General features: G+C 73.5%; 11 protein-coding genes. 4 read left to right on the top strand and 7 right to left on the bottom strand.

Features of this window, described 5'->3' with window-relative positions:
- The first annotated feature begins 241 nt into the window (after positions 1-241).
- Both AS857_RS04005 and AS857_RS04000 read left to right on the top strand, forming a co-directional pair.
- A complete protein-coding gene (locus tag AS857_RS04005) occupies positions 242-1,249 on the top strand; it encodes a hypothetical protein (RefSeq protein ID WP_058041696.1) in 1,008 nt (335 codons plus the stop codon).
- 26 nt (positions 1,250-1,275) lie between these two features.
- Entirely contained in the window at positions 1,276-1,590 is a 315-nt protein-coding gene (locus AS857_RS04000) for a putative quinol monooxygenase (protein WP_058041695.1), read from the top strand.
- An 18-nt stretch (positions 1,591-1,608) separates the two neighbouring features.
- On the opposite strand, the gene AS857_RS03995 is transcribed toward AS857_RS04000, so the two are convergent.
- Both AS857_RS03995 and AS857_RS03990 read right to left on the bottom strand, forming a co-directional pair.
- A complete protein-coding gene (locus AS857_RS03995; RefSeq protein ID WP_079110044.1) occupies positions 1,609-2,961 on the bottom strand; it encodes an LCP family protein in 1,353 nt (450 codons plus the stop codon).
- Positions 2,954-3,370: a DUF6542 domain-containing protein gene (locus AS857_RS03990; protein ID WP_058041694.1), complete on the bottom strand. Its 417-nt coding sequence runs from the start codon at positions 3,368-3,370 to the stop codon at positions 2,954-2,956. The genes AS857_RS03995 and AS857_RS03990 overlap by 8 nt, the downstream gene beginning before the upstream one ends.
- A gap of 274 nt (positions 3,371-3,644) precedes the next feature.
- On the opposite strand from AS857_RS03990, the gene AS857_RS03985 reads away from it, so the two are divergent.
- On the top strand, positions 3,645-4,064 hold the full coding sequence (locus tag AS857_RS03985; RefSeq protein ID WP_063804176.1) for a hypothetical protein: 420 nt from the start codon (positions 3,645-3,647) through the stop codon (positions 4,062-4,064).
- A 12-nt stretch (positions 4,065-4,076) separates the two neighbouring features.
- On the opposite strand, the gene AS857_RS03980 is transcribed toward AS857_RS03985, so the two are convergent.
- The 4 genes from AS857_RS03980 to AS857_RS03965 all read right to left on the bottom strand — a co-directional run bounded on the left by AS857_RS03980 (position 4,077) and on the right by AS857_RS03965 (position 9,487).
- Positions 4,077-4,721, bottom strand: coding sequence for a response regulator (locus tag AS857_RS03980; RefSeq protein ID WP_058041692.1), 645 nt, complete (start codon positions 4,719-4,721; stop codon positions 4,077-4,079).
- Positions 4,685-6,004, bottom strand: a complete 1,320-nt coding sequence (locus tag AS857_RS03975; RefSeq protein WP_058041691.1) for a sensor histidine kinase — start codon at positions 6,002-6,004, stop codon at positions 4,685-4,687. Before AS857_RS03975 ends, AS857_RS03980 begins: the two co-directional genes overlap by 37 nt.
- Before the next feature lie 163 nt (positions 6,005-6,167).
- Positions 6,168-8,687 carry an FtsX-like permease family protein gene (locus AS857_RS03970; RefSeq protein WP_058041690.1) on the bottom strand — a complete coding sequence of 840 codons (2,520 nt, stop codon included), beginning with the start codon at positions 8,685-8,687 and terminating at the stop codon, positions 6,168-6,170.
- Positions 8,687-9,487 (bottom strand): ABC transporter ATP-binding protein, encoded by an 801-nt coding sequence (locus tag AS857_RS03965; RefSeq protein ID WP_058041689.1) that lies wholly within the window; start codon positions 9,485-9,487, stop codon positions 8,687-8,689. Before AS857_RS03965 ends, AS857_RS03970 begins: the two co-directional genes overlap by 1 nt.
- A 271-nt stretch (positions 9,488-9,758) precedes the next feature.
- On the opposite strand from AS857_RS03965, the gene AS857_RS03960 reads away from it, so the two are divergent.
- Positions 9,759-10,103, top strand: a complete 345-nt coding sequence (locus AS857_RS03960) for a PqqD family protein (RefSeq protein ID WP_245699573.1) — start codon at positions 9,759-9,761, stop codon at positions 10,101-10,103.
- 75 nt (positions 10,104-10,178) lie between these two features.
- On the opposite strand, the gene AS857_RS03955 is transcribed toward AS857_RS03960, so the two are convergent.
- Complete coding sequence (locus tag AS857_RS03955) at positions 10,179-14,078, bottom strand: type I polyketide synthase (protein ID WP_058041687.1); 3,900 nt, start codon at positions 14,076-14,078, stop codon at positions 10,179-10,181.
- Between the last annotated feature and the right edge of the window lie 2 nt (positions 14,079-14,080).

Below are 14,080 nucleotides of genomic sequence, written 5' to 3'. Positions count from 1 at the left end.
GAGCCGGTTATCGCCATGCTGTCTTTTCTGCCGCACATTCAGATACTTTCCCCTTGCACCAATCGACGGTAGCCGACGGCGGAGCGGGCGGGCAAGATCCCCGCGACCCGGCTCCCGGGCCGGTGAATCGGGCCTGCCGGAGCGTATTTCCCGGGTGGCGCAGTGCCGGATGCGGCGCCCGCGGCCGGGCCCGAGACTTGAGCCAGCCCCGGCCGGACGCAGCCTGGAGGAGGAACGGCGCATGCCCTGCGACCCGCGCCCCGCAGCCGCCGCCACGAGCCCCGTGGGGACGGGCCGCCGGGCCGTCCTCGCGGGAGCCGCGGGGCTCGTCCTCGGCGTGTCCGGGTGCGGGACCGCGCCCCCGCGCAACACCATGGGCAGCGCCCCGCCGTCACCGGCCGCCGGGCTCCCCCGCCCCGCGGCCTGGCGCCCCGCCGCCTCCGACATCCGGCCCGACGTGAAGCTGCGCGCCGTCCGGCTGGTCGAGGCCCTGGGCACCTGGGGGCGCGGCGCCGGGGGCACGGAGAAGGCGAGGGAGCGGGTGGCGGCGCTCGGGCTGCCGCCCGGGCTCGCCGGGCAGGCCGGCCCGCTGCTCTCCGGGGCGGACGAGGCCGTCGTTCAGGTGCTCGACGCCCAGTACGGCGGGATCCTGGCCGACTCCGCGAGCATTCTGGTGCTGTGCCGGCAGTGGACGCGCGAGGGCGGCGGGCCCGTGGTCACGGGCGGGACGACCGTGGACGTACGCCTCGCGCAGGGTGCGACGGCCGGGGCTCCCTGGTCGGTGGGCGGGCTGCACCCCGCCGACCCGGGCCCGGCCGCCGGTTCGCTGCCCGAGGAGGCGCGCCGGGTGCTGGCCGAGCGGCGGATCCGGCTGCCCTCGGCCGCCGAGGCCGACATCCGCAACGGGGGCGTGCACGCCGGTGTGCTCCGGTCGATGCTGAAGCTGGCGGAGCGCTACCGCTTCGACGTCAGCGTCGTGCGCTCCGGCCACCCCCTGAACGTCTTCGGCACGGACCGGCCCAGCGACCACCCGCCGGGCCGGGCGTTCGACGTGTGGCGGATCGACGACCGGGCGGTGGTCGACCGGGCGACGCCGCGCGCGCTGATCGAGGCGTTCATGCGCGACGCCGTTGCCACCGGCTCGTACAACGTCGGGGGCCCGGTCCTGCCGGCCGGCGGGAGCCCGGGGCGGCCGTTCTTCTCCGACGACACCCACCACGACCACGTGCACGTCGGCTTCGGCAGCTGACGCAGGGCGCGGCAAGAGGAGGCCCCGTGACCGTCGAGTACATCCGCTACCGCATCGGCGATCCCGAGCGGCGCGCCGCCTTCGAGAAGGCGTACGCGGCCGCCGCCGAGCACCTGTACGCGGCCCCGCAGTGCCTGGGCTACGAGCTCGCGCACGGGGTGGAGGAGCCGGAGCGGTTCGTCCTGCGGATCGAGTGGACGTCCGTGCACGACCACGAACACGGGTTCCGGGAAGGGCCGCACTTCCGGCCGTTCTTCGCCGAGATCCGCCCGTTCGTGGACGACATCGAGGAGATGAAGCACTACGAGCGGATCCTCGTCGTCACCAAGGGGAGGGCGTAGGCGCGCTCCCCGAGGGGGTCAGTCGACGCAGGGGACGCCGCCCATCTTCACCGGCGGGCCCTGGAAGGAGTCGGAGGAGACGGGGGCCGAGCCGCCGCCCTTTGCGTCGTCGCCGCTCCCTGATCCCTTCGTGCCGCCCGGGCCGCCGCCCTGGTGCTGGGGACCGGCGACCTGCCCGCCGTCGCCCTGACCGGCCTTCTGCCCCGCCTTCCGCCCGGTCATCGCCTGGACCAGGGACCTGACCTTCTCCGGGTCGACGAGGTTGACCGCCTCTCCCTTGCGGGTGGCGAACCCCTCGATGGGCAGCGTGTGGAACTCGGCGTTGCCCCCGGTGAGGTTGGGGGCCTGGCGTGCGAAGTCGAGGATGTTCCAGCGGTTGTCGATGACGACGTCCTTCTTGATCACGTCGAACAGCCCCTGCAGCCGGCCGAAGTCGCTCCACACGCCCTGTTCCTTGAGCTTGTGCGTGACCGACGACAGGAACGCCTGCTGGCGGTGGGTGCGGTCGAGGTCGCCGCCGGGCAGGCCGTGCCGCTGCCGCACGAAGGACAGCGCCTGGCGGGCGTCGAGCTCCTGCAGCCCGGCGGGGAAGTCCGCGCCGGAGTACCGGTCGCGCACGGGGTGCTTGAGGCAGACCTGGACGGGCTGGACCACCTTGGCGATGTCGTAGAAGCCGAGCAGGTTGACCTCGGCGAAGTGGTCGATGGGCACGCCGAGGAAGCGCTGGACCGTGGCCAGGGTGGCCTCGCGGCCCGCTTCGCGGCCGCGGTGCTCCAGCTCGGCGCCCTTGACGCCGCGGGCGGACAGCTTCTCCTCGGCCTCGGCCTTGGCGATCCCGTACGCCTCCTTGATCTTGTGCTCCCCGCGCCCGCCCGCGATCTCGACGTAGTCGTCGCGCGGTATCGAGAAGGCCGTCACCTTGCCGCCGCCGGCCGGGATGTGCATGAGGATCAGGGTGTTGGTGTTGTAGCCGCCGATGTCGCTGGAGCCGGCGTGCAGTTCGTCCTGGACGAACTCCTTGGGCAGGTCGTTGCCGTTCATGTCCTTGCGGCTGTCGAGGCCGATCAGGAGCAGGTTCACCGCGTCGCCGCGCCCCCGCGGCGCGTCGCCGCGCAGGGCGTCCAGGGCGCTGGAGGTGTTCACCCCGCGGTCCAGCCAGTGGTACGCGCACCAGCCGACGCCGCTGGTCAGCATGACGGCCGCCGAGGTGAGGCAGATCGCGATGCGGACCGCGCGGCCGGGCCGCAGGGGGCGCCCGGCGCGGCGCCTGCGGGGTGCCGGGCGGGTGGCCGGGCGGCCGGGGCGGCCTCCGCCCGGGGAGCGGGTCCGGCCGTCGGGCCGGTAGGGCTCGCGGCGGTACGGCTCACGCATGGCAGGCCCTCCTTCCCCGGCCGGGGCGGAAGGTGCGCACGGCCAGGACGAGCGCCGCCGCGGCCTCCGCCGCCGCCATGGCGGGGAACGTGTCGAGGGCCCAGTGCACCGCCGCGGCGAGGGTGCCGCCGCCCGGGCCGGCCGGGGCCGCGACCAGCTGGGCACCGACGGCCACCGCCGCGATCACCAGGGGTGGTGCGGCGAGCACCCACCACGCGTGGGCGCGGGCGCACAGCACCGCGGCGAGGGCGGCGGCGGCCGCGGCGCAGAGGGCGAAGATCCAGCCGAGGCCCGCCCCGGCCGCCTCGTCCACCACGGCGCCGGCCAGGAGCAGCGCTCCCGGGGCGAGCAGTGCCGTGCCGGCCCGCCGCGTCCCCCTCCCTGGCGTCTCGGTCCGCCTACGGCCCATACGTGCTCCCCATCGGTCCGGCCGCCGCGCCCGCGACGACCTCGCAACTTTCACAGTTGCGCAATATAGCAAGTGTTATTTCCGGACTGTCGCACGGGTCCCGGGCGGGTGGCCGGAGAAGGGCGAAGTGTCCACGGCCGGCGCCTCCCGGGAACGTATCGTCTCATTCGCCCGGACCGTACCAATAACAGTGGTTCAAAGGGGAGTTGGCGCGGAAAATATGAATTCCCCGGAAAAATTCCATGTGAACGACCGGATCGCAGAAGGGTGGGCCATGACACTCGACCCCAAGCGCCTCCTCCCCCGCGCCGCCGCGGCCGCGCTCCTCGGCGTCGCCGCGCTCTCCCTCGCCCCGGGCCCCGCGGCCGCCGAGGGAGTGATGGCGATCACCGCCCCCGGCCGTCCCGTCCGCGCCGGGCAGGCCCTGCGCATCAGCGGGGACGGCGACGACGACCGGGCGCGCTACCTGCGCGCCTGCGTCCAGGAGCGGGCGCTCGGCGCGGCCGCCTGGCGCACGGCCGGCTGCGGCCGGACGGTGTCCTCGGGGTCCGGGGCGACGGTCGAGGCGAGGGTACGGGCCCGGCACCGGGGCGCGCTGCAGGTCCGGGGCGTGCTCTACGGCCTGCGCGCACCCGGGGACCCGCATCCGGACGTGGTGCGCAGCTCACCGGTCCGGATGGTCCGCATCCACTGACCGCACGGCCGGTCAGGCGTTGAGGTAGGCGAGAACGGCGAGGACGCGGCGGTTGCTGTCGCTGTCCTGCGGCAGCATGAGCTTGGCGAAGATGTTGGAGATGTGCTTGGCCGCCGCGCCCTCGCTGATGGTCAGGCGCTGCGCGATGGCCATGTTGGAGCAGCCCTCGGCCATGAGCTCCAGGACGTGCCGCTCGCGCGCCGTGAGGGCGCCGAGGGGTTCGTCGCGCGCGTGGCTGACCATCAGCTGGGCGACCACCGCGGGGTCCATGGCGGTGCCACCGGCCGCAACCCGGCTGATGGCGTCGATGAACTGGTCGTTGTCGAAGATGCTGTCCTTCAGCAGATAGCCGATGCCGCCGGTGCCGTCCGCCAGCAGCTCCCTGGCGTACATCTGCTCGACGTTCTGCGAGAGCACGAGGATCGGCAGCCCCGGGATGTCGCGGCGGGCCTGCAGCGCGGCCTGGAGGCCCTCGGTGGTGAACGTCGGGGGCAGCCGGACGTCCACGATCGCGATGTCGGGCCGGTGCTCGGCGAGGGCCGCGGACAGGTCCCGGCCGTTGTCCACGGCGGCAACGACCTCGAAGTCGTAGGCCTCCAGGAGCTGGATGAGCCCCTGCCTCAGGAGGAAGAGGTCTTCGGCGAGGACAACGCGCACGGTATCTCCATTTTCGTCACGGTCGGACCGCCCACGGGGCTGCTGATGTCCAGGGTTCCGTCAAAAGTCGCCAGGCGGCGGCGGATGCCGTGCAGCCCGGTGCCCCCGCCGAGGTCGGCGCCGCCGCGGCCGTCGTCGGCGACGCGGGCGTGCAGGACGTCCCCCTCGTGCCGGAGCGCGATCTCGACGCGGTCCGCCCCGGAGTGCTTCAGGGCGTTGGTCAGGAGCTCCGACACGGAGAAGTACACGGCGGACTCGACCGGCGCCGGCAGCGCGCCGGGGACGTCCGCCTCCACCACGACCTCGAGCGGGCTGTCGATGCCCAGGGCGCGCACGGCGTCGGCGAGGCCGCGCTCGGCGAGCACGGGCGGGTGGATGCCGCGGACGAGGTCGCGCAGCTCCCTCAGCGCCAGGACGGAGGACTCGCGTGCCTCGCGCAGCAGCCGCCGCGCCTCCTCCGGCTTGCGGTCCATGTTCCGCTCGACCGCCCCGAGGGTGAAGCCGAGGCCCACCAGCCTGGCCTGGGCGCCGTCGTGGAGGTCCCGTTCGATGCGGCGGAGCTCGGCCGCCTGCGTGTCCAGCGCGGTGCTCCGGGTCTCGGCCAGGTGCCGCACGCGGGAGGCGAGCACGGTGCGCTCGGCCGGGCCGAGGAGGAAGCGGGTGAAGTAGGCGTGCGCCTTGAGGGCCGGCCGGCTCACCCACAGCCAGGCGAACAGCAGGCCGCCCGCGGCCGCCAGGGCCAGGAGGGCGCTCGGCCAGCTGTCGACGGTGATGAAGCAGTACCACCGGCCGCTGCCGTTCGCGTCGAGGATGGGCTGCCAGAGGCCGGCGCCCACCGCGAGCCCTTCCAGGGCGTAGTAGAGGACCGCGGCCGGCACGAGGCCGATCATCCCGGCCGCGGTGTTGAGCAGCAGCCACAGCAGATCGCGCCAGGTGGCGGGGTCCATGAGGATCCACTTGCAGCGGCGCATCCACCCGACGATGTCCTTCTCGAACTCCGGGGGTTCCGGGTGGTAGGGGACGGCGACCGGGACGCCCACCCGGCCGGCGGCGCGGCGGTTGAGGTTGCACAGCCACCGGACGCCCTTGGTGACGATCGGCAGCGCGACGGCGCCGATGCCGATGACGAAGAGGATCACGAAGTAGGCGGTGACGAGGAAGAGGGACAAGGCCGCCATCGATCCGGCCGCGATCGCCGCTCCGACCGCCATGTCGGCGCCCGCGCGGCGGGCCCGGGCGCGCCAGGCGCCGAGAGCGTCGGTCAAGGTCCCGGTCGTCCTCATCAGGATAGGTGGTCTCGGTATCCGCATGCTATGTGAAGCTACTGGTGTCCACAATGCGCCTATGTGGAGCGCCCGTTGGAGACGTGTCTTTCCCGGGCGGCTACGGGTGCACCGCCCGGGAAAGACGTCCGTGGGGAACGGCGGCCGGCCGGCCGCCGTCCGGTCAGGCGGGCTTGGTCACCGTCTCGATCGGCGGGGTGCGCATCCCGCGCCAGGACGGAACCAGCGTCGCGCCGAAGATGAGGACCAGGGCTCCCCCGATGATCGCCAGGTAGATGCCGATGGATCCCTCGGGCATCGGGGTGCCGTTCTTGACGAGGCTGTACGGGACGATGGTCGTGGCGGCGGCGACGGTGCCGAGCACGGTGCCGATGACGGCGACCAGGCCGCCTTCGACGCTCAGCATGCCGATCACCTGGCCGCGGGTGGCGCCGGTCAGCCGCTGGAGGCCGAACTCCCGGTTGCGCTGCCGGGTCACCGCCACCAGGGCGTTGATCACGGTGATCGCCGCATAGCCGACGATCATGGCGACGATCGTGTAGTTCGCCGAGACCAGGATCTGCTGGATCTGGTTGTTCTGGCTCGTCAGCGTGGCGCGCCCGGCCACCTCGGCGCCGGGCTGGGCGGCCGCGAGCCGGTCGAGCTTCGCCTGCAGGGCGCCGCGGTCGGCGTCGGCGTCGGCACGGACCAGGATCTGCTCGGGCAGGCCGGCGGTCGTGTGCGGGGCCAGGACCGCGGAGGGCAGCAGGAGGTACTGCTGCTTGGGGTTGTCGGGGAAGAGCGCGACGACCTTCGGGTCGGTGCGGGTGCCGTCGCCGAGACGGACCGGCAGCGTGTCCCCGACGCGGACGCCGAACTTCTGCGCCTGCTTGTCCGACAGGGCCACGGTGTTGCCCTGCAGTCCGTCGAGCGATCCGGCGACGGGGCCGACCGCGAGGGTCTTGTCCGCGTCGGCCCCGGAGACGCCGCGCAGGGCGATGTCGGAGCCGCCGTTCTTCTCGACCTTTCCGTCCGAGGAGACCAGTTCGGAGGCGCCGGCCACCCCGGGGACGCCGCGGACCTGCTCGACGAAGCCCGGGCCGAAGCCCCCGGCCGACGAATCGACCACGTAGTCGGCGAGCACGTTCTTGGAGTAGCTGCGTGCGGAGACGCTGTCCTCCGTCGACTGCATGTACAGGGTGCCGGTGGCGATGCCGATCAGCAGGATGATCGGGGCGACGGCGCCCGCCATGCGGACGTTGCGCGTCGCCGCGTTGTGCAGGGCGAGTTCGCCGGAGAGGCCCGTCAGCAGCCGGACCGGCAGGCGCAGCACGGTCACGATCCCCTTGGTGATGCCGGGGGCCAGCAGGGCGAGGCCGATGGCGAAGAGGACGGACGCGGGGCCGGCGGTGCTCGCGAGGGACGGCCCGTCCTCCATCACCGTGGCCGTGACGATCGACAGGAGGATGCCGTTGGCGAAGAAGAACAGGGCGAGCAGCAGCCGGGGGACGGTGAACCAGCGGGTCTGCGTCGCGCTCTCGGCGAGCGCGGCGACGGGCTTGGTCCGGGCGGCTCGCCGCCCGGCGAAGAGCGTCGCGCCCAGGGCCGCGGCGATGGCGGCGACCGCGCCGACGGCGACCGGGATCCAGCCCTCGCGGAAGGCGACCGCGTCCGACACGACGCCGTGCCCGGTCAGCTGGCCGTAGAGCAGCTCGCCGAGGTACCGGCCGGGCAGCACCGCCAGGACGGTGGCCAGTACGGACAGCACGGCGGTCTCGCCGAGGATCATCCGGCGCACCTGCCGGGAGGTGGTGCCGATGGCGCGGAGCAGGGCCATCTCGTGCTGGCGCTGCTGCAGCGACAGCCCCAGGGTGGAGGCCACGCCGAACATCACGATGAGGATCGCCCAGCTGCCGAAGATCGACGCCAGGATGGTGACCGTCTGCTGGCTGGCCATGGTGCCGGGCAGTTCGGCGAGCCCCCGCCGCTCGCCGGTGAGGACGGTGGCACCGCTTCCGACCTTGGCTTCCACGGCCTTGCCGAGCGCGGCCGTGCTCGTGCCCGGTGCGGGCAGCACGCCGATGGAGTCGATCTTCCCGTCGGTCGCGGCCAGCCGCAGGGCCTCGGCGCCGGAGAAGAACACCGCCGGATCCGTGCTGCTGCCGCCCTTGCGGTCCACGATGCCGGTGACGACGTACTTCTGAGTGGTGCCGTGGGCGGCCAGGTCGACGCTGGAGCCGACGGAGGCTCCCGAGCGGGAGGCCAGGCCCGAGTCGAGGACGACCTCGCCGTTGCGGGCGGGGGCCGCGCCCTCCTTGAGGGCGTACGGGGTCAGCTGGGCGCTGTCCCAGTTGTGCCCGGCGGAGCCGGAGCCGCCGGCGACCGGCTTCCCGCCGGTGAGCACGGTCGCGGGGAAGGACACGTCGGCGACGGCCTGCCGGACCCCGGGCACCGAGCGGACGGTGTCGACCAGGCCCGGGTCGATGCGGTTGCGCTCGCTGAGCGCGGTGCCGTCGTGCTTCTGCTGGCCCGTCACCACGACCGGTGCGGCGGCGAGCCGCTGCGGTGGTGCGGCCATCCGGATGCCGGTCTCGAGGAGACCGCCGCAGCCCATGACGATCGCGGCGCCGAGGAACATCGCGAGGAAGGTGGCGATGAATCCCGTCTTACGGAACTTCAGCGTACGGAAGACCAGGGACCACATCAGTGCAGGCCCCCAGCCACCGTCGCGGACGGCTCGTGGGTCTCGTCGTCCCAGGCGCCCAGGCGCGTCATCCGGGCGGCGACCGCCTCGGCGGTCGGCCGGTGCAGCTCGCCGACGAACCGCCCGTCCGCGAGGAAGACCACGCGGTCGGCGTACGAGGCGGCCACGGGGTCGTGGGTGACCATCACCAGGGTCTGGCCGATGGAGGAGACCGACTCGCGCAGCAGGGCGAGCACCGCGGCGGCGGTGCGGGTGTCCAGCGCGCCGGTGGGCTCGTCGGCGAAGATGACGTCGGGCCGGGTGACCAGGGCGCGGGCGATGGCCACGCGCTGCTGCTGGCCGCCGGAGAGCTGGCCCGGCAGGTGGTTGATCCGCTCGGCCAGGCCGACCCGGTTGACCACCATGAGGATCTGGTTCCTGTTCGGGCGCTTACCGGCGAGCTTCAGCGGCAGCATGATGTTCTGCATCACGGTCAGCGCGGGCAGCAGGTTGAAGGACTGGAAGATGAAGCCGATGCGGTCGCGGCGCAGCTTGGTCAGCTGCACCTCGTCCAGCCCGGCGAGGTCCACGTCGCCGACCGTCACCGAACCCGACGTGGGCTGGTCGAGGCCGGCGGCGCAGTGCAGGAAGGTGCTCTTCCCGGAGCCCGAGGGGCCCATCACGGCGGTGAAGGTGCCGGTGCCGAATGACATGCTCAGTTCCTTGAGCGCGGCCACCTCGTTGTCGCCCTTGCCGTAGATCTTCCGGACCGCTTCCAGCCGCACTGCGGTCGTTGATCGCACGTCTTCTCGTGTGTGCACCGAGACTCCCCCACCGGACTGTCACGCACCCCGCGTGACCTGGTGACAACGCTAGGAGCCGGGCGGGTCCGAAAGAATGACGCTGAAGGGTGTCTTGGGAGTAGAGGTTTCTCTACCTCCTGGCACCCGTTTCCTCTATCTTCCGAGTTCAGTCAGCCTGGTTCCGCCCGGAGGCGACCGTCGGTAGCGTCGAGAGCGATGCGGGCCGCCGCACGGGCGGTGCGGACCCACGAGGGCGCCCGTCCAGGTTGCGTCCCAGCCGGGAGGATCCATGGTGTTGCATTCGATTCGCCGAACGGCCCGCCGCCTCGGCGGTGAACAGCCGCCGCAGAAGGCGGTGGTGGAGGGCTTACGGGCCGAGCCGGATCTGATGGCCAGGGTCCTGCCCGACGGCCGGCTGGACCTGTTCTCGCCGCGCACGGGCATCCGGCACCGGTGCGGGCCGCTGGGCACGTCGATGTGGATCGCCCTGCAGCAGAACGACTGGGACCCCGGGCGGGCGGCGGCGGAGCTCGCCCCGCTCTGGGGCGGCGACGAGGAAGGGATCCGCACCGAACTGAACGGGTGGGTGGGCGAGTTCCTCGCCGCGGGCCTGCTGACGCTCCGGCCGAACTGACGCACATCGGCGCTGTCCGGCACCGCGGATCGCGGTGCCGGACAGCGCCGATGACGTTTCGTCAGATGGGAGGTGTCAGTCGCCGAGGGAGGGCAGCCAGGCGTCCACCGCCGCGGCGGTGGACGCGGCCGACTCCTCCAGGATCGTGAAGTGGTTGCCCGGCACCTCGCGGAGCACGTGCTCGCCGTCCCACGAGGCGCGCCAGTCGTCCGTCCCCGCTCCGGTCGCGAACGACTCCGCCGGCCGGACGAAGAGGACGGGCGCGGACAGCGCACCGGGCATGCAGCCGGCGATGAGGTCGCTGTAGCGGCTCATCGCAGCGAGCCGGGCGGCGCTGAACCGGCCGAAGGAGGACTCCCGGTCCAGCATGCCCTGGAACATCTGACGCCAGAGCTCGTCCTTGCCGTCGTCGCCGGGCAGATAGGTGTCCAGCAGGACGACGCCCCGCGCCGGGGTGCCCGCCTTCTCCAGCACCTCCGCGGTCGCGTGGGCGAACTGCCCGCCGGAGGAGTAGCCGACCAGGACGAAGGGCTCGCCCGCGGCCGCGGTGCGCACCTCTTCGGCGAACACCTCGACGGCCGCGTCGACCGACAGGGGCAGGGCGTCGCCCTTGCCGAAGCCCGGCACGGCGGGCACGACGACCTCCCGGCGGCCCCGGAAGCGCGCCGCGAAGCGCGCGTACTGCTGGGCGCCGCCGAGCGCCATCGGCGAGGGGAAACAGATCAGCTTGGGGCCCTCGCCGCCCTGCGCCAGGCGTACGGGCTTCTCGGGACCGCCCAGTTCGGCCGCGGAGGAGAAGCCGGGCAAGATCTCGGCGACGGCGTTGAGCAGGGCCATCCCCTTCATCATGTTCCCGCCGGCCGCCGCGCGGCGCAGCAGCCCGCTGATCGACTCGGACTCCGCGGCCTCCTCCGCGGCGGGCGCCCGCCCGCCTTCGGCGAACCTGGTGCGCAGATGGGCGGCCAGCGCGGCCGGGGTGCCGTGCTCGAAGACGACTCCGGCCGGCAGCGTCAGCCCGGTCGCGCCGGCGAGCGCGTGCCGCAGCTCCGTGGCCGACACCGAGTCCATCCCGGCCTCCAGGAACCCCGTCTCCGGGTCGACTTCCTCAGGGCCGGTGTGGCCGAGCACGGCGGCCGTGCGGGCCCGTACGAGACCGGTCAGCAGCTCCGCCTGCCCGGCCGGGGAAGCGGCCGCCAGCCGGTCCTGGAGGGGTTCCGCATCCGCGGACTCCTCCGCCGCCGCGGGCTCCTCCGGTGCGGTGAGCGCGCCGACGGTCAGGGGGACGTCCGCCGCGAGCCAGTACCGCCGGTGCCGGAAGGCGTACGAGGGCAGGGGCGCCGTCGCCGTGCCGGGGTACAGCGCCCGCCAGTCGGGCGCGAGGCCGTCCGCGTACAGCTGGGCCACGCCCTGCGCCAGCACCACCGGTTCCTCGCCCTGCCGCCTGCCCAGGGGGACGAAGGTCCCCTCCGGGACGCTCTCCCGGGCCATGCCGGTCAGGACGGCGTCCGGCCCCAGCTCCACGAAGCGCGTGGCGCCGGCGTCCGCGAGGGCCCGTACCCCCGCCGCGAAGCGGACCGGCTCGCGCACGTGGCGGACCCAGTACGCGGGATCGGACAGCAGGCCCCTCTCCGCGGGCCGCCCGGTCAGGTTCGACACGACGGGGATGCGCGGCTCGTGGTACGTCACGCTCTCGGCGACGGCGCGGAAGCCGTCGAGCATGCCGTCCATGAGCGGCGAGTGGAAGGCGTGCGAGACCTTCAGCCGCTTGGTCTTCTCGAAGCCCTGCGCGATCCGCAGGACCTCGTCCGGCTCGCCGGAGATCACCACCGACGCGGGGCCGTTGACGGCCGCCAGGGCCACCCGGTCGGTGAGCAGCGGGAGGACCTCCTCCTCACCCGCCCGGACCGCGACCATCGCACCGCCCGCGGGCAGCGCCTGCATCAGGCGCCCGCGGGCCGCGACGAGGGTGCACGCGTCCCCCAGTGTGAGGACGCCCGCGACGTGCGCGGCGGCGAGCTCGCCGATCGAGTGCCCGGCGAGGAGGTCGGGACGGATCCCCCACGACTCCAGCAGCCGGAAGAGCGCGACCTCGTAGGCGAAGAGGCCGGTCTGCGCATGGAGGGTCAGGTCGGCCCGGTCGGCGTCCGTGCCGAAGAGGACGCCGGAGAGGCCGGTGCCGAGCGCCTCGTCCACCGCGTCGAAGGCCTCGGCGAACACCGGGTGGGCCGCCCGGAGCCCGGCGCCCATGCCGAGCCGCTGGGCGCCCTGCCCGGTGAAGAGGAACGCCGTGCGCCCGCCCATGCGCGCGGTGCCCTGCACCACGGCGGGCGAGCTCTCGCCTGCGGCCAGGGCCTGCAGGCCGCGGAGCAGCTGGGCGCGGTCGGTGCCGACGACGGCGGCGCGGTCGCCGAAGACGGCCCGCCGGGTGCCCAGCGACCGGGCGACGGCGGCCGGTTCGAGCTCCGGCCGCGCCTCGGCGTACGAGTGGAGGCGCTCGGCCTGGGCGGGCAGGGCCTGCCGGCCGCGGGCGGACAGCGGCCAGATCAGGACGGGCGGCACGGGTCCGGACTCCGGCTGACCCGGCTGCTCGGGCCGCTCGGGCTGCTCGGGTGCGGTGTCCGCCGGGGCTTCCTCGATGATGGTGTGGGCGTTGGTGCCGCTGATGCCGAACGAGGAGATGCCCGCCCGGCGCGGACGCCCGTCCGGCTGCGGCCACGCCCGCTCCTCCGTCAGCAGCTCCACCCTGCCCGCGGACCAGTCGACCTGCCGCGAGGGCTCGCCCACGTGCAGGGTCCTGGGGAGCACCCCGTGGCGCATGGCCTGCACCATCTTGATGACCCCGGCGACACCGGCGGCGGCCTGTGTGTGACCGATGTTCGACTTGACCGAGCCGAGCCACAGCGGCCGATCGGCCGGCCGCTCCTTGCCGTAGGTGGCCAGCAGCGCCTGGGCTTCGATCGGGTCGCCGAGCGTGGTGCCGGTGCCGTGCGCCTCCACCACGTCCACATCCGCCGCCGAAAGCCCCGCGCTCTCCAGGGCCTGGCGGATCACCCGCTGCTGCGACGGGCCGTTGGGGGCCGTCAGCCCGTTGGACGCGCCGTCCTGGTTGACGGCGCTCCCCCGTACGACGGCCAGCACCTCGTGCCCGTTGCGGCGGGCGTCGGAGAGCCGCTCCACGACGAGGACGCCGACGCCCTCGGCGAATCCGGTGCCGTCCGCGCCGTCGGCGAAGGACTTGCACCGGCCGTCGGGCGAGAGCGCCCCCTGCCTGCTGAACTCGACGAACGTGCCGGGCGAGGCCATGATCGTGACCCCGCCGGCCAGCGCCAGGGTGCACTCGCCCTGGCGCAGGGACTGGGCGGCGAGGTGGAGGGCGACCAGGGAGGACGAGCAGGCGGTGTCGATCGACAGCGTCGGCCCCTCAAGACCCAGGGTGTACGCCACCCGGCCCGAGACGATGCTCCCGGAGCCGAAGCTGCCGAAGTAGTCGTGGTACATCACCCCGGCGAACACACCCGTCCGGCTCCCCTTCAGCGAACCCGGATCGATGCCTGCGCTCTCCAGCGCCTCCCACGAACCCTCCAGCAACAACCGCTGCTGAGGATCCATCAACAACGCCTCACGCGGACTGATACCGAAGAACCCCGCATCGAACTCCCCCGCATCGTGCAGGAAACCGCCCTCGGCGGTGTAGCTCCTGCCTTCGACGCCGGGTTCCGGGTCGTGGAGGGCGGGGTCCCAGCCGCGGTCGGCGGGGAAGCCGGTGATGCCGTCCCCGCCCTCCGCGACCAGGTCCCACAGCTCCTCCGGCGAGCGCACGCCGCCCGGGTACCGGCACGCCATCCCCACGATCGCGATCGGCTCCCGCAGCGCGGCGGTCAGCTTGCGGTTCCGCTCCCGCAGCCGGTCGGCCTCCTTGAGCGAAGCGCGGAGCGCTTCGACCATCCTGGCGTCCGGTGTCTCGGGCTGAGCCACGT

Source organism: Streptomyces roseifaciens, from assembly GCF_001445655.1.
Lineage (GTDB): Bacteria > Actinomycetota > Actinomycetes > Streptomycetales > Streptomycetaceae > Streptomyces > Streptomyces aureoversilis.
Note: the sequence above shows the minus strand (reverse complement) of the source record. Positions and strands in the feature narration are given on the sequence as shown.